The 17,725-nt window shown below is 39.7% G+C and carries 14 protein-coding genes; 8 read left to right on the top strand and 6 right to left on the bottom strand.

All coding sequences use genetic code 11. The annotated features are described in order from the left end of the window. The first annotated feature begins 44 nt into the window (after window positions 1–44). Window positions 45–422, top strand: coding sequence for a DUF2358 domain-containing protein (locus V7K53_RS20220; protein WP_335199269.1), 378 nt, complete (start codon window positions 45–47; stop codon window positions 420–422). A 267-nt stretch (window positions 423–689) separates the two neighbouring features. On the opposite strand, the gene V7K53_RS20215 is transcribed toward V7K53_RS20220, so the two are convergent. Continuing rightward, window positions 690–1,379, bottom strand: coding sequence for a Uma2 family endonuclease (locus V7K53_RS20215; protein ID WP_335199268.1), 690 nt, complete (start codon window positions 1,377–1,379; stop codon window positions 690–692). 556 nt (window positions 1,380–1,935) lie between these two features. On the opposite strand from V7K53_RS20215, the gene bchB reads away from it, so the two are divergent. Next, window positions 1,936–3,462 carry a ferredoxin:protochlorophyllide reductase (ATP-dependent) subunit B gene (gene bchB / locus V7K53_RS20210; RefSeq protein WP_323233966.1) on the top strand — a complete coding sequence of 509 codons (1,527 nt, stop codon included), beginning with the start codon at window positions 1,936–1,938 and terminating at the stop codon, window positions 3,460–3,462. Between the two features lie 63 nt (window positions 3,463–3,525). Here bchB and V7K53_RS20205 read toward each other — a convergent pair whose 3' ends face one another. Together V7K53_RS20205 and V7K53_RS20200 are read right to left on the bottom strand one after the other, a co-directional pair. Then, the gene (locus V7K53_RS20205) at window positions 3,526–3,951 is read right to left on the bottom strand and encodes a type II toxin-antitoxin system VapC family toxin (RefSeq protein ID WP_335199267.1); all 426 of its coding nucleotides are present in this window, start codon (window positions 3,949–3,951) and stop codon (window positions 3,526–3,528) included. Continuing rightward, complete coding sequence (locus tag V7K53_RS20200; protein ID WP_335199266.1) at window positions 3,941–4,198, bottom strand: hypothetical protein; 258 nt, start codon at window positions 4,196–4,198, stop codon at window positions 3,941–3,943. Before V7K53_RS20200 ends, V7K53_RS20205 begins: the two co-directional genes overlap by 11 nt. Window positions 4,199–4,595: 397 nt before the next feature. Here V7K53_RS20200 and V7K53_RS20195 point away from each other — a divergent pair, with 397 nt between their 5' ends. Next, window positions 4,596–5,306, top strand: coding sequence for a uracil-DNA glycosylase family protein (locus tag V7K53_RS20195; protein WP_335199265.1), 711 nt, complete (start codon window positions 4,596–4,598; stop codon window positions 5,304–5,306). A 239-nt stretch (window positions 5,307–5,545) separates the two neighbouring features. Here the strand turns inward: V7K53_RS20195 and V7K53_RS20190 are convergent, their stop codons facing one another. Together V7K53_RS20190 and V7K53_RS20185 are read right to left on the bottom strand one after the other, a co-directional pair. Then, the gene (locus V7K53_RS20190) at window positions 5,546–6,361 is read right to left on the bottom strand and encodes a hypothetical protein (RefSeq protein WP_335199264.1); all 816 of its coding nucleotides are present in this window, start codon (window positions 6,359–6,361) and stop codon (window positions 5,546–5,548) included. Between the two features lie 546 nt (window positions 6,362–6,907). Next, on the bottom strand, window positions 6,908–7,330 hold the full coding sequence (locus V7K53_RS20185; RefSeq protein ID WP_335199263.1) for a hypothetical protein: 423 nt from the start codon (window positions 7,328–7,330) through the stop codon (window positions 6,908–6,910). 155 nt (window positions 7,331–7,485) lie between these two features. On the opposite strand from V7K53_RS20185, the gene V7K53_RS20180 reads away from it, so the two are divergent. The 3 genes from V7K53_RS20180 to V7K53_RS20170 all read left to right on the top strand — a co-directional run bounded on the left by V7K53_RS20180 (window position 7,486) and on the right by V7K53_RS20170 (window position 13,258). Further along, window positions 7,486–7,773 (top strand): hypothetical protein, encoded by a 288-nt coding sequence (locus tag V7K53_RS20180; protein ID WP_335199262.1) that lies wholly within the window; start codon window positions 7,486–7,488, stop codon window positions 7,771–7,773. Window positions 7,774–7,999: 226 nt separating this feature from the next. Further along, window positions 8,000–11,227 (top strand): plasmid replication protein, CyRepA1 family, encoded by a 3,228-nt coding sequence (locus tag V7K53_RS20175; RefSeq protein ID WP_335199498.1) that lies wholly within the window; start codon window positions 8,000–8,002, stop codon window positions 11,225–11,227. A 210-nt stretch (window positions 11,228–11,437) separates the two neighbouring features. After that, on the top strand, window positions 11,438–13,258 hold the full coding sequence (locus V7K53_RS20170; protein ID WP_335199261.1) for a tetratricopeptide repeat protein: 1,821 nt from the start codon (window positions 11,438–11,440) through the stop codon (window positions 13,256–13,258). An 85-nt stretch (window positions 13,259–13,343) separates the two neighbouring features. Here V7K53_RS20170 and V7K53_RS20165 read toward each other — a convergent pair whose 3' ends face one another. Continuing rightward, entirely contained in the window at window positions 13,344–14,549 is a 1,206-nt protein-coding gene (locus tag V7K53_RS20165; RefSeq protein ID WP_335199260.1) for an FAD-dependent oxidoreductase, read from the bottom strand. 520 nt (window positions 14,550–15,069) lie between these two features. On the opposite strand from V7K53_RS20165, the gene V7K53_RS20160 reads away from it, so the two are divergent. Together V7K53_RS20160 and V7K53_RS20155 are read left to right on the top strand one after the other, a co-directional pair. Next, complete coding sequence (locus V7K53_RS20160) at window positions 15,070–15,780, top strand: pentapeptide repeat-containing protein (RefSeq protein WP_335199258.1); 711 nt, start codon at window positions 15,070–15,072, stop codon at window positions 15,778–15,780. Between the two features lie 270 nt (window positions 15,781–16,050). After that, complete coding sequence (locus V7K53_RS20155) at window positions 16,051–17,526, top strand: pentapeptide repeat-containing protein (RefSeq protein ID WP_335199257.1); 1,476 nt, start codon at window positions 16,051–16,053, stop codon at window positions 17,524–17,526. Window positions 17,527–17,725 lie beyond the last annotated feature (199 nt).

The raw sequence follows: 17,725 nt of genomic DNA, 5'->3' as shown, positions 1-17,725 counted from the left end.
TTAAGTTTTCATATTAAACCAATTTACAGATATATTTATCTATCATGAATATCATTGAAATCCTCAAAGAAGACTATCAAAGATTCCCAGCCAATCAAACTTACAGCATTTATGCCCCAGAGGTTTATTTTAAAGACCCGCTGAATAAGTTTCGTGGTGTTAAACGTTACAAATTAATGATTAATTTTATCCAAACTTGGTTTTTAAATCCCAAGATGGACTTACATAATATTCAACGTTTAGGAGACACAATAAAAACTGAGTGGACACTCAGTTGGAATACTCCTCTACCCTGGAAGCCACGGATCTCTATTCCTGGTTGGAGTGAATTAGGTCTGAACTCTGATGGTTTGATTATTTCCCATATTGATTATTGGAACTGTTCACGCTTAGATGTGGTGAAGCAGCATTTTTCCTCTTGAAAAAGTGGATGATTCAAATAATATAATTACCGTCAAAATCTTCATAGTTTGTAGTGAGGACTTTAGTCCTCTCTGAAGAGATGCTACGCAAACAAAATTAGGACTGAAGTCTTGTTATTACACTAGATGTAACAACGAAAGCCACGAATTACTATGATGGTTGCCAAAAATCCTGAAATATCTGCTGAATTAACTATACATACTAAAGCAGAAGAATTTGGTGTGTAAACATAATTTGTATAAGATACTTTCCCTATTTAGAAGGGGTTAATCACTACCCAATTTCTTGATAAAATCCCCATGTTCAGCAGACTGCAAACCAGTTTGTAAAATCTTCAACACACCCTGCATATTACCTGCTAATAACTCCGTCGCCGCTAACCACAACCCTGGAAATACCCGACTTCGTAAAATGCCTTCATTGTCAGCTACTAATTCCAAATATTCACCCTGTTCTAGAGAAAACCAAGTCAATTTTTGGTCTAAAACTTGCCAAACAATATATTCTTTAACACCGTTGCGACGATAAGCCTGTTTTTTGCCATGAAGATCGATAGCCGCACTACTAGCAGCAATTTCCACAACTAACTCTGGCGCACCTTCAATATAATCATCCTCACTCAGCCGCGTTTGACCACCTGCTTCCGGTACAATTAACAGAACAGCATCGGGTTGAGGTTCGTTATCTAAGTCTAAGCGGACGGTAGGTTCAACTCCCAAGGCTACACCAGAAGTCGCAGCTTCGTAAGTACCAAGCCATGTCAAAATCCAACCATGCGGTTGACCGTGACTTCGGAAACGCAGAGCAGCAGGCATAATATAGACAATCCCTTCGGTTAATTCAGCTTTTTTTAGGTTAGGGGTGGCATTATAGCGACGCTCAAATTCGTAGCGGGTGAGTTTGTCGCCATTTTCCAAAGGAGGAATTGTCCAAAGCTGGGAGGGTGTTTTCACCATAATTGTTGTGAAAATGAGCTTGTGTACATCTTAGCGAATTAGGTAAAAACGCAACTGACTAGGGAATGAGAGATTCTTGAAGAAGAATTCAGAATTCAGGAATCAGAATCACTCTTTGTGGGGATTCAGACTCGCCACTGATAGCGGGGAGAGTACAGGATTCATTCTGAATTCTGACTCCTGACTCCTGAATTCTGTTTGAACATTAAGATTTTTTTACAAAATCACCAGCAATGTTGTTGAGATGATAGCTGTATCCCAAGCAGCAAATAGGTTTCAGCTATATAGCCTCCCCTAAAACCCGCAACAAACCTTATTTTTTTTCAGCCAGCAGGTTTGAGAAAATCAGAAACGACTTAATAATCAAGCACTTATAAGTAAATGGGCTGAATTAAAGATAATACCTCTCTCCAAACCTCTCCCCTTCTCTACCAAGGACACGCTGGGCGATGCCTACGGCAGTAAACTACGCACCGAAGGGGTTGCTGGTAAGCTCTATCTTATATTTTTTACGCCCACTTACTTAGTTATTTCTGTTTAAAAGGGAGACACAAACATGAAATTGGCTTACTGGATGTATGCTGGCCCAGCCCACATCGGCACTCTGCGAATCGCTAGTTCTTTTAAAAATGTTCATGCGATTATGCACGCCCCTATAGGCGATGACTACTTTAACGTCATGCGCTCCATGCTATCCCGGGAGAGGGATTTTACTCCGGTGACAACCAGTGTCGTCGATCGCAACGTTTTGGCACGCGGCTCCCAAGAGAAGGTGGTAGATAACATCGTCCGCAAGGATGCCGAGGAACACCCAGATTTGATTGTGTTAACTCCCACCTGCACCTCCAGCATTTTGCAAGAGGATTTGCACAACTTTGTCGAACGGGCGCAGTTGGAAGCGAAAGGAGACGTAATGCTAGCGGATGTGAACCACTACCGCTACAACGAATTGCAAGCCGCCGATCGCACTTTGGATCAAATCGTTCAATACTACATTGAAAAAGCCCGGAAGCGCGGCGAATTGGCACAGGGCAAAACTGCGAAACCCTCGGTTAACATTATCGGTACTACCACCCTTGGTTTCCACAACAATCACGACTGCACCGAACTCAAACGGTTGATGGCTGACTTAGGGATTGAGGTAAATACCTTAATTCCTGAAGGTGCTTCGGTGAATGACTTGAAAAAGATGTCCCAAGCCTGGTTTAACTTAGTACCTTACCGTGAACTAGGTTTGACCACAGCCCGTTACCTGGAAGAACAATTTGGCACACCTTATATAGACATTACTCCAATGGGTGTAGTGGAAACTGCCCGTTGTATTCGCAAGATTCAGCAGGTAATTAACGCTCAAGGTGCAGAAGTTGACTATGAAAACTTCATCAATGAGCAAACCTTGCATGTATCTCAGGCTGCTTGGTTCTCCCGTTCGATTGACTGTCAAAACTTGACTGGCAAAAAAGCTGTGGTTTTTGGTGACAACACCCACGCCGCCGCCATTACCAAGATTCTGGCGCGAGAAATGGGGATTCATGTTGTTTGGGCTGGAACCTACTGTAAATATGATGCAGATTGGTTCCGCGAGCAGGTTAGCGAATATTGCGATGAAGTGCTAATTTCCGAAGATCATGGTGCAATTGGAGATGCGATCGCTCGTGTTGAACCCTCTGCCATTTTCGGCACGCAAATGGAACGCCATGTTGGTAAGCGCTTAGATATCCCCTGCGGCGTAATTGCTGCACCAATCCACGTCCAAAACTTCCCGATTGGTTACAAACCATTTATGGGTTACGAAGGTACGAATCAGATTACAGATTTGATCTACAATTCCTTCACTTTGGGAATGGAAGATCACCTGTTAGAAATCTTTGGCGGTCATGATACCAAAGAAGTTATTACTAGGGGAATTTCTGCTGATTCTGATTTGAATTGGACAAAAGATGGTCAAGCAGAATTGAATAAGATTCCGGGATTTGTTCGCGGCAAAGTGAAGCGTAATACTGAAAAATTTGCGCGCGATCGCGGTTTCAAAGAAATCAACGCTGAGGTATTATACGCCGCGAAAGAAGCTGTCGGGGCATAGGTTAACGGGTTAGGGATTTTTAATAATAAAGGGCATATCTTAATGAATGCCTTTTATTATTACTTATTCTGACTTCAGCAGACGAATAAAGCCAGCTTGTTCAAAGTGGTGATCTGTGGTTAATGCCTCTTTAATACCAAGCTTTTGCATGACTATAAAAGAAGTGCTATCTACCAAAGACCAAGCTTTATCTTCTCTAGTTTTGAGTAGCTCCCAAGCTGCTGAATCTATTGTTGGTTCAATATAAGTCAAGTTGATATAAGGAGCAGTTCTGACAGCTTCTACGTATTTAAATAACTGCGGACGAGGTACGCGTAAAGGGCTATTCAGCAAAGCCACCAGTTCAAGAACAACATAATTAGTTGTTACCATTGCTTGATTTTGCTGACGTTTATGTTGAAACCACTGCTTTGCTTGTTCATGGTAGGACTCAGTTGCAATAAATAAATTAGCCCACCCCGATGTATCGATAAAGACTTTATTCGTCAATTTTTAGCTCCTGCTGCAAAGTTTGCTGGAGATATTGATCGTGGTTTTCTCCTACATCAGAAGTATCAAATTTCAATGTACCTAATAAAGGTAAAATTGGATCGAATTCGGAGATATTTTCCTGTTTAGCTGATTGAGATAATGATTGCAAAATTAAATCTTCTAAAGATAAATTCAGTTTTTGCGCCTGAGCAGTTAATTTACTTTCTAAGTCATCTGATAACTGTATTGTTAATGTTTTAGCCATTTTATTCACCAGTTATGGATGTTCAATAATCCCATTATATGCAGGTATAGCAAGTAGAAGAAAGTCTTTGTCTAGCTTGGAAATAATCGTAACTATCTGTAAAATGTGAATTATAAGTTTTACGTCCTATTCACTAATAACTTCAGTTAACAGAATATAAAACTATTACAGCACCAAGAAACTTGTCTGCGATCGCGGTTTCAAAGAAATCAACGCTGAGGTATTGTACGCCGCGAAGAAGCTGTCGTGGTTTAGTTTAGAGGGTTAGCTATTTCTAATTTTGAGATTAACTTCAATCGTTTCGCTGAAACATCAGCGAAACGATTTTTTAGTAGCATTACTCAGGACAACTTTAGTCAGATCAGTATAGTTTTTAATAAACCACCCATATAAGCCAATGAATCAAGTTATCAATTTCTACGCAACAGTAGTCAACTGTAAAAACTCAGAAAGAGAGTGTCCAAATACTCTTAACATGAATCGACTCAATAATGAACTAAATAATCCTGCGTTAGACTCTCCACCAAGAGGATTTTACACAGAAGGAAATCCCGAAAATATCCAAGTGATGCTTATTGCCAAAAATCCCGGACATATTATTAACGCTGAAATTGGCTACTATAGAGGTTCACCTAAAGACATTGCTCAAAAACATATAGATTGGAATCGGGGGTTATTTACTGGTAATGCCACAACAAAGCCAGGAGAAAAGGGTAATCTAGTTTTCCACAAAAATATATTGAACTATATGTCAACTATACTGGATGTTGATCAAGGTGAAGTTTTTAAGTATTGTGTCCTGACTAACCTTGTCAAATGTTCAACAATTGGAGAACAAGATAAACTAAAAAAGAATACTATCAAAAACTGTTTTCAATGCCACTTGATGCGTGAAATGACTTTTTTTAATCCAAAGGTAATCATTGCTTTTGGAAGAGAAGTTGAAAAATTTCTTCATAGTTATAAAAGTTTACATGGGAAGCCAGTAATTTATGTGAAGCATCCAAGCTACCACTATAAAAAAGATGAGAAAGATTCTAAAATCGTAATAATTAAGTCAGAAATAAGAAAATATTTAAATCTACAAATAACTGAAATTATAACTTAATAGGCAAACCCTTATCTAATTCGTTGTCTTGCCAATCATAAGGTTCATAGCTACCCATATTTGATATCTATTGTAAAAACTTAGTGAGATCGCCTGTATTTTTCTAGCAATTATAGCGAGTAATCATAACCGTCCACACCAATAAATTTAATAATGTTAGTTCGGTTTTGTAACAAGACTGAAAAGCTTCTTGCTTTTCAGTCCGTGAGAATTTGTTGCACAGTTGGGTTAACTAAAGCTTAATTTAGTTTTTGTTTTTGGACTCGTTCCCATTCCTCTTGAATACTTTGTAATGCCTTCAAGGTACGATTTAGACGAGATTTCTTTAACTCAGGAGTCTCTTTTTGGAATAAACTCGGAGAATTTATTACTTTATGTAGTTCAGATTGGGTAGAATGCAAGCGATCGCTCAAACAGCGTTCAAAGATTTCATCATTACCACTGTTCACATTTTCTACTAATTGGCGATATATATACTCTTTAGAACTGATTTTATCGTTGAGAGATGTATTAACAATTTCCTCAATTAACTTGTGGTAGGAGTCAGATAAGAAATTAGATGCTGTCGCTGGCGTAGGTTCTACTTCTAGATTATTTGTTTCAGAAGTAGAGGGATCGGATATTTCTTCTTTAGTTGGCGTTACGAAAGTTTCCTCAGAAGTAGGGGATTCTTCTTTAGTGGGTGTTGGTAAAGTTTTCCGAGAATTTGTAGGTGAAGAATTTGCTTTAGAATTAGATAAATAATAATCTGCTAAAGAACCACAGAGAAACTCTTCACGAAAGCGGTTTATTTTAGCACGTGACTGGATTTTTTGGTAACAACGTTTCTGATACCATAAACCAGAAATGAGTAAGCCTACAATGGCTCCTATACCAACTCCTGCCATAGCAACCTTGCCATCTTCTAAAGCTTGGTTTTGTTGCTCAGATTCAACAGTCGGATTGGAAGATTCACTTTGAGCAATAGCATAGTCACTTGCTGAATTTAGCTGCACGCTAGTAGCGATCGCCGCAGCCGACAGTACTAATCTAAATATTAACTTTGATTTCCACATAATTTTACAGGTTAAAAATATGTTGTCTATTTTGGGAGACTAATCGCCTCTCCAAGGAGTGAATAGTTAAGAATCAAACTAACTAGATATCTCTTTTACCAAGGAAGTTCCACTCCACTCATATAAAAAATAAACTTTCTCAACAGTACTTTCCAGAATATGTTCTTATTTTTTAACATTATTTGTTCGTCTAGAAATCTTGACAAAGCCATATATTAATACCATTTCTCAAAGTATATGTATGAGGTATTTCTTAAAATGGTTATGATTTATAGCGATCGCATAATCAAGCAGCATTGAGTTCGGTAGGTAATAGTCGAGGATGTGCGATCGCTGGCTCTCCCTTGATATCGCATTATTGCTGGGCATAAAGTCTATAATGACATTAAATTGCAGGTGCTACAGCAGAATTTACCATAAATAGCACCAGTACCTCATAAGTAGTGTAGTGTTAGCGATCGTCATAGCCCATTGTAGACATCGCCTCTGGGATTTGGAAGGTATGAGCCAATAAAATGTAAACTTTCAAAGACTTGCACCAAGTTTCTAACTACCTTGCTCTTTAATATCTCTGTGTGTAGTTCTATTTATAGAATAGGTGCTTCCCCGAAAGCTCAACTTATGAGTTGCTTGTGGTGTAATGATTCCAGTCGATTGGGTATTAGGATCGGCGCCAACAACATAAGTACATCCCCGAAAGCTCAACTTATGGGTTACTGATGCTGTGGTTTCCCCATCTAATTTGGGGTTGAGGTCATGACGATAGGAAGCTCCACGGTAGATTAAGTGATAGTCTGGTTCCGATTTGGGAACTGGCTGTTGTGTATATTGTGTTTCCCTGCTGACTACTTTGCTTGTATAATACTCGTAGCTTGTACTGATAAGAATAAGAATTAATAGTAGAACTAAAATCTGCCAAGGAGCTAACATTAAACCCAAAATCAGGCTGATAGCTGCAAATACAGTCACTAAATGTGAGATTTCATTATTTCTATTTTTGAATAAAAAATAGCCAGTGATGAAACAAACACACGGAAAAATGAAAAAATACAAAGCCATATTTCCTACATTCGTAACTAAAAGCAAAGGGTTTATAAAGCAGATTGAACTTATTTTAAAAGTTGTTGTTTATTTTACCTCCAATCAGCTTGAGAAGTTACCGTGCTACTGGGGTAAAAGTTTTACGTCAAGTTATCTGTATTAACTGCGATCGCAAAGAAAAATTAATACTCAAGGCTATCTCAAACCTTTGGAGCGAGGTTCAAGGGTTCTGTAGAGTCAGCGTTTTTGGCTTTATTCATCCAGAGAGGTTACAGGCGTCCTACAGAGTGGATGCTCAGTGTCAAGCCTTTACTGAAGTATATGAAGATATTACCTCAATAACGATGTCATGTAGCGATCGCATTCCTTAACGCAGAAATTTACTGATAAATAAAAATAAAAAGCGAACAAATATCACAATACAAAATTATTACTTCGGGGATCTAATAGGCAGAATAACCCACTACAGCTTTAACCGATGTGTCTCCGGCAACGAAGTAAAAAAAGCATCATATAAGCTTCGCAATATCGCGTATTAAAAAAAAGCAGATGCATGTTACTGTTTTAATCTCATTGTCTTCCCTTCCGCCTTTCCCTATGCATCTGCACTATTTACACCCCCAACACCTTGAAGAATTAGTCAAGAGTAGTGGTATAGACTTACACTTAGTGCATCTCAATTTTAGGTCGCTCCAAGGTGTAACAGCTTATGAGTACCTGTTAATTTCTGAGCTACTTCCCCGCACCAATACCGGAATGGTAAAAAATAGTTGGTTGCAGCGTTACGCTCATATCACAGAAGGCGGTTGGTGGTGTTCGGGACTAGACCCTCTGAATAATTGGCAAATGATGGAATGGGGATGCTTTAAGCCAAACCAACCCCGACAAAATCACAATGGCAAATCCATCAAGTACGAGCATCCCCCCAGCACGCCAACGCGAGTGTTTTGTTTGCGGGTAACGTTGCAAGTGTGGCAGCAAGTCGCTGGGCGTTACAATCTAGCCATGCCCGACAATATCACCATTACTCCTGATGGCGAGGCTAGAGGCTTTTGGCAATGGGTGATACAACAGAACATCCCCCTCGTCATCTGCGAGGGTGTAAAGAAAGCAGCCACGTTGTTGACGCAAGGATATGTAGCCATTGCCATTCCCGGAATTACCAGTGGTTATCGGGTTGTGAAAGATGAATTTGGTAAAGTTACCCGTCGTCAGCTAATTCCTGATTTAGCAGCATTTACGATTACAAAGCGCAGCTTTTATATTTGCTTTGATTTTGAAACTCAACCCAAGACAATTGCTGCTGTAAATAATGCTATTTCTCAACTTGGTTGTTTATTCCAGCAAAAAAATTGCCCTGTAAAAGTCATCGAACTTCCAGGATTAGAAAAAGGGGTTGATGAGTTTATTGTTGCTAAGGGTGCAAATAGTTTTGAGAAAGTTTATCGCCAAAGTGTTGATTTAGAAATTTATCTTGCTCAAACCAAACCCCACACCGAGTTAAGTATTCCTGCTGCACTTACCTTCAACCGTCCTTATATAGGTGAAATACCTTTCCCAACCTCTGGATTAGTAGGAGTCAAATCAGCGAAAGGAACGGGGAAAACTACGGCATTGCAAGGCGTTGTTCAACAAGCAAAAAGTCGAAATCAACCTGTTTTGTTAATTACTCACAGAATCTTACTTGGACGATTCTTGTGTGAAAAAATTGGTATTCAATGGGGAACACATAAAGAAGATGGGGAGAAAAAAATTAATCAAACACTTACCCCCGCTCCTCCCATACTGCGCTCTCTCTTTCCTCAGCAATCTCTCGGCTTGTGCGTTGATTCGATTTGGAAACTTAACCCAGAACATTGGCGCGGGGCAATAGTAATTTTAGATGAAGTAGAGCAATCTCTATGGCATCTGTTAAATAGTAATACTTGTAAGCATAAGCGGGTAAAAATATTAAAGTTATTCCAGCAACTCATTGCAACAGTTTTAACAAGTGGGGGGCTAGTAATTGCTCAAGATGCTGATTTATCAGATGTTTCACTTGAATATTTACAAGGATTGGCAGGAATTAAATTAACGCCTTGGGTAGTTCTCAATCAGTGGAAACCTCAACAAGGTTGGGACGTAACTTTTTATGATTCACCGAACCCAACACCGCTAATTCACCAGCTAGAATTGGATTTACTTGCTGGACGTAAATGTTATGTTACTACTGATAGTCGCGCTGGGCGTTATAGTTGTGAAACAATTGAACGTTATTTGAAAGAACGTCTACAAAAATTACGGCGACAATTTCCTAAAACTCTGGTAGTTAGTAGTCATACTACAAATACACCTGGTCACGCAGCAGTTGATTTTATTGCAGCGATTAATCAAAAAATATCGGAATATGACGGCGTTTTTGTTACCCCTAGCCTTGGTACAGGAATTAGTATTGATGTCCAACATTTCGATCGAGTTTATGGCATTTTTCAAGGGGTAATTCCTGACTCGGAAGCAAGACAAGCGTTAGCAAGAGTCCGAGATGATGTACCGCGTGTTGTCTGGTGTGCTAAACGAGGTATTGGTTTAATTGGTAGTGGGAGTACAAATTATCGCTTGTTATCTGATTGGTATCAAGAAAATCAAAAAGAAAACTTAGCTTTGCTGAGTCCCCTACATAAAATAGATGTGGATTTACCCTTAGTTTATGACCCAATTCATTTGCGAACTTGGGCGAAGTTATCTGCAAGGGTAAATGCTTCTATTCGCCTGTATCGGCAATCGATGCAAGATGGTTTGATTGCTGATGGGCATCAAATTCAGGTGCGGAGTAATGCAGTTCATAATAATATTATTCGAGATTTACGTCTGGCCTTTTTGGCAACCGATGCAGATGATTTAGCTACCCGTAAAAGGTTAATTTTAGAAATTGTTAAGGTTCAAAAAGATTGGGCACAAAGTCGTCAAAAAGCTAAAGAAATTAAACGTAAAATTAAAGATATTAAGCAGCAAAATCAACTATTTTTAGCATCTGCTGTTGCCAATGCTAAAGATATCGATTATGTGGAATATGAGCAGATGTTAGTTAAGCATTCCCTAACGGATGGAGAACGTAACCAAATTAATAAATATGTTCTTAGACAAAGATATGGTGTAAAAATTACTCCTTGGCTGAAATTACAGGATGAACAAGGATATTATCGTCAGTTGTTAATCCACTATTATTTAACTCACGAAAGCGAGTATTTTCACGTTAGAGATGAGCAAGAATGGCATCAGCAATTGTCTTGGGGTGAAGGGAAAGTTTTTCTACCAGATTTAAAAACTTACACGCTCAAAGTTGAAGCGATGAGAGCTTTAGGAATGCTTCAGTTTCTCGAAGAAAAACGAGAGTTTTCTGAAAATGAGCCAGATTTGATATTGCTAAAAAATGTTGCTTTTCAGCATAGTAAGCATATCAAAAGAGCGCTTGGGATTAATTTAGTTGGTGAGAAAGAGCAGGTTTCGGCAATAAAAATACTTAGCCGGCTATTAAATTTGTTGGGTTTGAAGCTTAAGCGAGTAAATGAGGTTTACCAAATTGATTTAGAAACGCTATATGATGGCAGGGAGAAAATATTTGCTGTTTGGCATCAACGAGATGAGTTAATGTTGGCTCATGTTAAGAGTGTTGGTTATGAGTTGTCTGATTATTCTTCAGATTTGAAGTTTGAAATTATGCAAACGAAGACTGAAAAGGTAGACGATAGATTATCTACGTCTACTCTATCTCTATCGGGAGCATCTACTTTTGAAAGAAACACCGGGCGATTGGAAATCGCGGCTATACAGACTAAACCCGCCTGAAGAACTTTTCAAGAGGGGTTTTGTAATCGCCTACTCTGCTGTTCATAACTTTTAAGCTTTAATTAGACTTTCAAATAAATGAAACCCATTCGCGCGATTGAAACAAAAAATCCTAGCAACCGGCACAATAGTAGTTGGAATAATTTTGAAAACATATCGTTAACAATCCCGATGCTTTAGGCTAGAGAATGTCAAAAGCCAAAAAATTATATGAATGCGGAAGATTTTTTTAACCAAGGATTAAACCAAAATTTGCAAGGTGACTATCAAGCCGCGATCGCAGCTTACACCCAAGCAATCAATATAAATCCTGACTATGCGGAAGCTTACCATAATCGAGGGCTGATTTTAAGTGGCCAAATCAAAGATCATCGCAGTGCGATCGCTAACTTCAATCGCGCCATCGAAATTAATCCCAATTTTGCCACAGCCTATTATAACCGCGCTAATGCTCGTTACTTTTTAGTCGATTATGAAGGCGCGATCGCAGATCATAACGTAGCATTACAAATCGATCCTAATCTGGCGCAATCTTACCACAGCCGGGGCAATGCCTACTTTGCTTTGGAAAACTACGACAAAGCGATCGCAGATTATATCCAAACTATCGAAATGAGTACCCAATTAGCTGATAACATCAATATTGATATTGCTAATGCTTATCATAATCGGGGCGTAACTCGTTTTGAACGTGGCGATCGTCAAGGGGCAATCGCAGATTTTCAGCAAGCTTTACAATGGCATCCCCATTTTGCCGCAGCTTACAGCAATCGGGGCAATATTCACCATATTTTAGGCAATTATCAGGAAGCGATCGCTGACCATAACCAAGCATTACAATTAGATCCTAATTTGGCAGAAGCTTATCATAACCGAGGTAATGCTCACTACGCTTTAGCAGATTATCAAAGTGCGATCGCAGATTACAACCGCGCCCTAAAAATCAATCCCAACTTTGCCGGAGCGTACTATAATCGGGGTTTGGTGCTTGCTCACCTCAAAAACTATCATGAAGCAATTGAAGACTTTAATCAAGCATTAAAGCTGAATCCTGATGATGTGCAAGCTTATTGCGAGCGAGGTCTGGTTCGTAGTACTCTGGAAGACTATCAAGGTGCGATCGCAGATTATGACCAAGCATTACAAGAAAATCCGACTCTCGCTTTAGTATATGGCTTTCGCGCTAATGCTCGTCGGCGATTGGGAGATTATCAAGGTGCAATTGAAGATAGCAATCGCCTATTACAACTCAATCCTAATTTAGCTGAAGGATATTGCGATCGCGCGGCGGCTCGTCGTTCTATAGGAGATCATAAAGGCGCAATTAAAGATTACGATCGAGCATTGCAGATTAATGATAACTTAGCCGCAGCTTATTATGGTCGGAGTATTGCTCGCGAAGCTCTGCAAGATTTACAGGGAGCAATTGATGATAACACTCAAGCGATAAAGCTTGTTCCTGATTTTTCCCAAGCGTATTGCAATCGGGGAAATGCTCGTCGTCTTTTAGGGGATGAACAAGGAGCGCTCGCTGATTATAATCAAGCATTAAAAATTAATCCTGATTTAATTGAAGCATATTACAACCGAGGTTCTACCCATTATGCTTTAGAAGCTTATGAAAGTGCGATCGCAGATTACACCCAAGCTTTGCAAATAAATCCCCAATCTGCTGCATTTTACAGCGATCGTGCTAATGCTCGCTATGCCCTAGAAGATTATCAAGGGGCTATAGAAGATTACAGTCGAGCGATCGCGATCGACCCCAGCTTTGCCGAAGACTGGTACAATCGGGGTCGTAGTCGTTCTTTGTTGGGAGACTTACAAGGAGCGCTTGCAGACTTAAACCAAGCCTTACAGCGTCAGCCTAATTGGGCTTCAGCTTACATCCTGCGGGCAGATGTCTACCGGAATTTGGGGGACTCTCAAGGAGCAATTAGAGATTTTCAGAAATCCGCAGACTTGTATTACCAAGAAGGAAATATCCAATATTACCAACAAATTGTTGAGCTAATTGAACAGCTTAGATGAGGGCATTGGGCATTGGGCATTGGGCATTGGGCATTGGGAAGAAATTTTTCAATTATTCTCCCTCATCTTGCCCAGTCCCCAGTCCCTAATCTTCAAAGCGAAAGCGTTCCATGAAGCGGCGGTCAATCCAATCTTTGTAATGCCACAAGAGTTTGTGGGGTGGTAAAGTCAAAGTGCCTCTGGTTGCAATTGCTCGTTTATCTCCTGTACCAATTAAACTCAAATATTGTTTCTGTGGCTTATAAGTTTTGAGCGGCTTGCCTAATAAAATTCGCTGTAGATTCTCAAACAAAGGTTTACCTTGCCTAACAGCAAATAACCCAGCTTTCGGACGCGGATGATTTACCATTGTGGCAATGTCACCAGATGCAAATACCTGCGGGTGCGTTTGAGATTGTAACGTGTCTTCTACCAAAATAAAACCTTGCTCATCAGTTCCTAGTCCAGCGTTCTTTAACCATTCGGGTGCTGATGCTTGTGTTACCCAAAAAATTTTATTGCACTTTACTATCAAACCAGATTCACATTTAATTTCAAATACTTTTTTAGCTTCATTATGGGTTTTAGGTGCAATTTTATACGCAGTTTCTCCTAGATGTAACTTAATACCTCGGCCAGTTAAAATTTGCTGAAGTTGATGCCGCACTGATTGATGATAATTGGGCATCAGTTCTTGTCCGCGCTGGAATAAATGAATTTCTAGGTTTTGAATAGGTTGTTGAGTTTCATCCAAAATCCGATGTAAACGAGATTGCATCGATAGCGCTAATTCTACACCGCCAGCGCCACCACCTACGATCGCAATCCTAATTGGTTGTTGAGGATTTTTACGTACAGCTGTAATTAGTTCATACCAATGCTCTAATAACTGCGATACTGGTTTAGCTGCGATCGCATATTCTGCCGCACCTGATACAGACAGTATGGCTGGAGTGCTGCCAATATCAATAGACAGCACATCAAAATCTACCACAAGTCCGTTATTACAAAGAACTTTGTTGTTTTTTAAGTCAAGGGCAACTACTGTGTCAATATACAATTGTACTTGAGCAAAGTTCGCCAAGGGTTGCAAGTTAATATGGCATTCATTGTGGCTGTAAAATCCGGCAATATGTCCTGGTAACATCCCAGAGTAGGCTGTCTCTGATGCTGTGGTAATCAGTATCAAACGTACTCCTGTTAACGGTTTGATACCGAACATTTTTATAACAATAGCATGGCTGTGACCGCCACCAATTAACACCAGATTTTTAACTATTGGTTGTATATTTTGCTGAGTTTTAATAGTCATCTTTAGTTAATCAATGATTATAAGTAAATCAAAATTATCATGACGAGAGTTAATTATCCGTGAAGACTAAAGACGAGTACCGCAAGGCGGAAGTCAAAAGTTAACACTGAGCGACTTGCCTTGAGTTGTGCCGAGCATCTCAACTTACTTCGACTACGCGGTAGTTGAGCGTAGTCGAAACTCAGTACAAGTCGCTCGATGGAACCAGAGCCGAGGTAGCGCAGCCGAAAGGAGTCGAAGTGTCAAAAGTCAAAAGAATTATATTCTAAGCTCTTGCGCCATTTGAAATGGTACGTTTATTTCCGCCATGCTGCACTAGTGAATACAACTGATTATTGAGAATGCCAAGAGTATGTATGCTTATGTCTACTTACTCGGAAGTTATATTTTCCATTTTGTTGATTACATAAATAAATTTCAGGACTAAATATGTATGAAACAATAGCAAACGTAAATAATTTATTCAATAAAAATTAGATATTACAATTCATTTCCATTAATCCTTAATGTCTTTAATGCCATGAAAAACATTTTATCAAAAACTCCCATCCAGCTATCAAAAATATTGCTGCGGATACCAGTTTTTCAGCAAAAAGTTAAACAAAATCAGCATCAGTCGCTAAAACGACGCTTAAGAAGAGCAAGCGAACAGCTAGGAAATAACACTATAGAAATTAGTCTAGCTGTAATTAATGATTTAGAACAAATTGCCTATAGTTATCCACAGTACCACTGGAAGAGCGTAGATATTCTTACTACTTTTGTACGAAAGAATGCTCCTTATATGCCCCAACAGGAAGTAATGAGTAACCTGTCAACAAAAATTCGTGTAGATATTCAAGCCGCGCTGACTGTTATCGCCAGAAGAGATGCAAACAAAGACCCAGTAAATGAGCAACTTGATTTGAGCTTCACAGATATGAGAGGAGCAAACTTGAAAGGGGCGAATCTACAACAGATAAATCTCTATCAAGCAAATCTCGCTGGGGCTAATCTTAGAGAAGCTAATCTAGCGGGGGCAATACTTAGTGCAGCTAATCTAGAAGGAGCTAATTTATATCTAGCGAACTTAGAAGGAGCAATCCTCAGTGCAGCTAATCTAGAGAAAGCTAATCTTTCTAAAGCTAACCTGCATCGTGCCAGTTTATATCTAGCTAGCTTGCATGGAGCAATTCTCTATGACACCATATTTGATGAAGCAAACCTCAGAGAAACCAAATTCTCTGAGTAATATCATATCCGCTTGATTGCTTATTGAAAAATTTTTCCCTACTCTTTAGTAGAGACGCGATTAATTGCTTCTCTCCTCATTCTCTATTTTCAGCGTAATTCGTAATTTTTGTAGCGCAAGCGTTTCTTAATGTGTGACGTAAAATTATATTAGATATAATTCCTTAGTTCAATGAGTGTTTGGACACCTATTATAAATTTCTGCTAAATGCTATACTATTTTTCCTCAACATCTAAGTAATAATTCTAGGTTGTAAGGAAAATTTTTACCATGTCTTCTAAAAAGACAGACGCTCTTTTGAATTGGTTGATAACTTTAACAGCTATATTTGGCTGCTCGTTGACTGTAATTTTCTTTGTCTTGTCCAATATTAAAGAGTTGTCAATTCAAGAAAAAATCCAGTATAGAAACCAAGCTTTAACAACTACTGCAATAGTTTTTCTGGCATCGGCAGCAATGTTTAATACTTATTATGCAGCAAGGCGTGCCCAAGCGATGCAGAAAAGTGCGATCGCATCTGAGAAAAACTTAGAAATTGGCCTGCAAAACGCAAAACTCAATCAAGACAGATTGATTGCAGAGCGCTTTATGGGCGCAATTGCCCAGCTAGGCCATGAAAAGGTGGAAACCCGGACAGGTGCAATTTACGCTTTAGAAAGGGTTGCTCAGGATTTTCCTCAAGAACACTGGACAATTATGGAAATCCTCACTGCCTTTGTGCGAGAGAATGCACCCATCCAGCACGTAAAAGGGGAGCAACAAAAGCCGGAATATCAAGGAGCAATTTACTCAAGTCGGCGTCGAGGTGGGTCGCGTCCAACGCCGCAGTTGGAGCAAAATCTCCATGAAGAATTCCCCAAAATACGCACCGATATTCAAGCAGCCCTGACTGTTATCGGCAGGCGTAATTTACTCGAAGACCCAAAAGATCAAAAACTTGATTTACGTAACACCGATATTAGACAAGCAGACCTACTAAAAACCAACTTGCAACAAGCTGACCTGCGCGGGGCTGACTTGAGTGGGGCTGACCTGCGTGGGGCTGACTTGAGTGGATGTGACCTTAGTGGCGCTAAACTCATTAGGTCGATTCTTTATGAAACCAAATTACTAAAAGCTAGTTTATATGGAGCCAACCTTTGTTGGGCTAACCTGAATCGCACTAACCTCTCTGGAGCCAACCTGCGTTCAGCCAACCTCTCTGGTGCAAGTCTGCGTGCAGCTAATTTACAAGGGGCGAACCTTTATAAAGCTAACTTGCAACAAGCGACCTTAAAAGTCGCTAACCTCTCTGGAGCAAAGTTGTTTTTAGCTAATTTGCAAGGAGCAAAATTGGGTAAAGCCAACCTGCACCAAACGGGTTTGATTGGTGCTAACCTCTGTGGGGCGAACTTAAATGGAGCTAACCTTTCTGGGGCTAATTTGAATGCAGCCAAACTCCACCAAACAGAAGTCTATTTTGCCAATCTCTCAGAAGCTAGCTTAACGGAAGCTGACCTATATCAGGCTAATCTCATTGGAGCAAACCTCTATAGGGCAACCTTTTATCAAGCTAACCTGACTCAGGCAAACCTCATGGGAGCTAACTTTTCACAAGCTAACCTCAATGATGTCAAATTGGAAGGGACTATTTTGACCGGAGCAAAAAACTTAGAGTTGCATCAGATTAGAGAGGCAGTTGGCGATCGCACCACTCGTCTACCTGATTATATCGAAGCACCGGCACATTGGCGGCAATTGGGTTAAGCGATCGCAGCATCATTTAGTTATTTGGGCGTATTCTACCGTTTTCTCTTAATGCTATAGTTTTTACTAAAAGTCTCCGTAACAATTCTGGAGATGAAAAATCAGCTTATTGATTGTTAGCAATAATCTCTTCAAGCTCTTCAGTACTAAAATTTACAGCCTGAGTATACTTTTTATCCCAATAAGCTGCATAATTGCC

The sequence above is a fragment of the Nostoc sp. genome (assembly GCF_036917355.1).
Taxonomy (GTDB): domain Bacteria; phylum Cyanobacteriota; class Cyanobacteriia; order Cyanobacteriales; family Nostocaceae; genus Nostoc.
This window is presented reverse-complemented; position numbering and strand designations above follow the sequence as displayed.

Coding starts and splice junctions, on each gene's coding strand:
- V7K53_RS20155 (WP_335199257.1), top strand. CDS start 16,051: ATGTCTTCTAAAAAGACAGACGCTCTTTTGAATTGGTTGATAACTTTA.
- V7K53_RS20175 (WP_335199498.1), top strand. CDS start 8,000: ATGCATCTGCACTATTTACACCCCCAACACCTTGAAGAATTAGTCAAG.
- V7K53_RS20220 (WP_335199269.1), top strand. CDS start 45: ATGAATATCATTGAAATCCTCAAAGAAGACTATCAAAGATTCCCAGCC.
- V7K53_RS20190 (WP_335199264.1), bottom strand. CDS start 6,361: ATGTGGAAATCAAAGTTAATATTTAGATTAGTACTGTCGGCTGCGGCG.
- V7K53_RS20170 (WP_335199261.1), top strand. CDS start 11,438: ATGAATGCGGAAGATTTTTTTAACCAAGGATTAAACCAAAATTTGCAA.
- V7K53_RS20200 (WP_335199266.1), bottom strand. CDS start 4,198: ATGGCTAAAACATTAACAATACAGTTATCAGATGACTTAGAAAGTAAA.
- V7K53_RS20195 (WP_335199265.1), top strand. CDS start 4,596: ATGAATCAAGTTATCAATTTCTACGCAACAGTAGTCAACTGTAAAAAC.
- bchB (WP_323233966.1), top strand. CDS start 1,936: ATGAAATTGGCTTACTGGATGTATGCTGGCCCAGCCCACATCGGCACT.
- V7K53_RS20160 (WP_335199258.1), top strand. CDS start 15,070: ATGAAAAACATTTTATCAAAAACTCCCATCCAGCTATCAAAAATATTG.
- V7K53_RS20215 (WP_335199268.1), bottom strand. CDS start 1,379: ATGGTGAAAACACCCTCCCAGCTTTGGACAATTCCTCCTTTGGAAAAT.
- V7K53_RS20165 (WP_335199260.1), bottom strand. CDS start 14,549: ATGACTATTAAAACTCAGCAAAATATACAACCAATAGTTAAAAATCTG.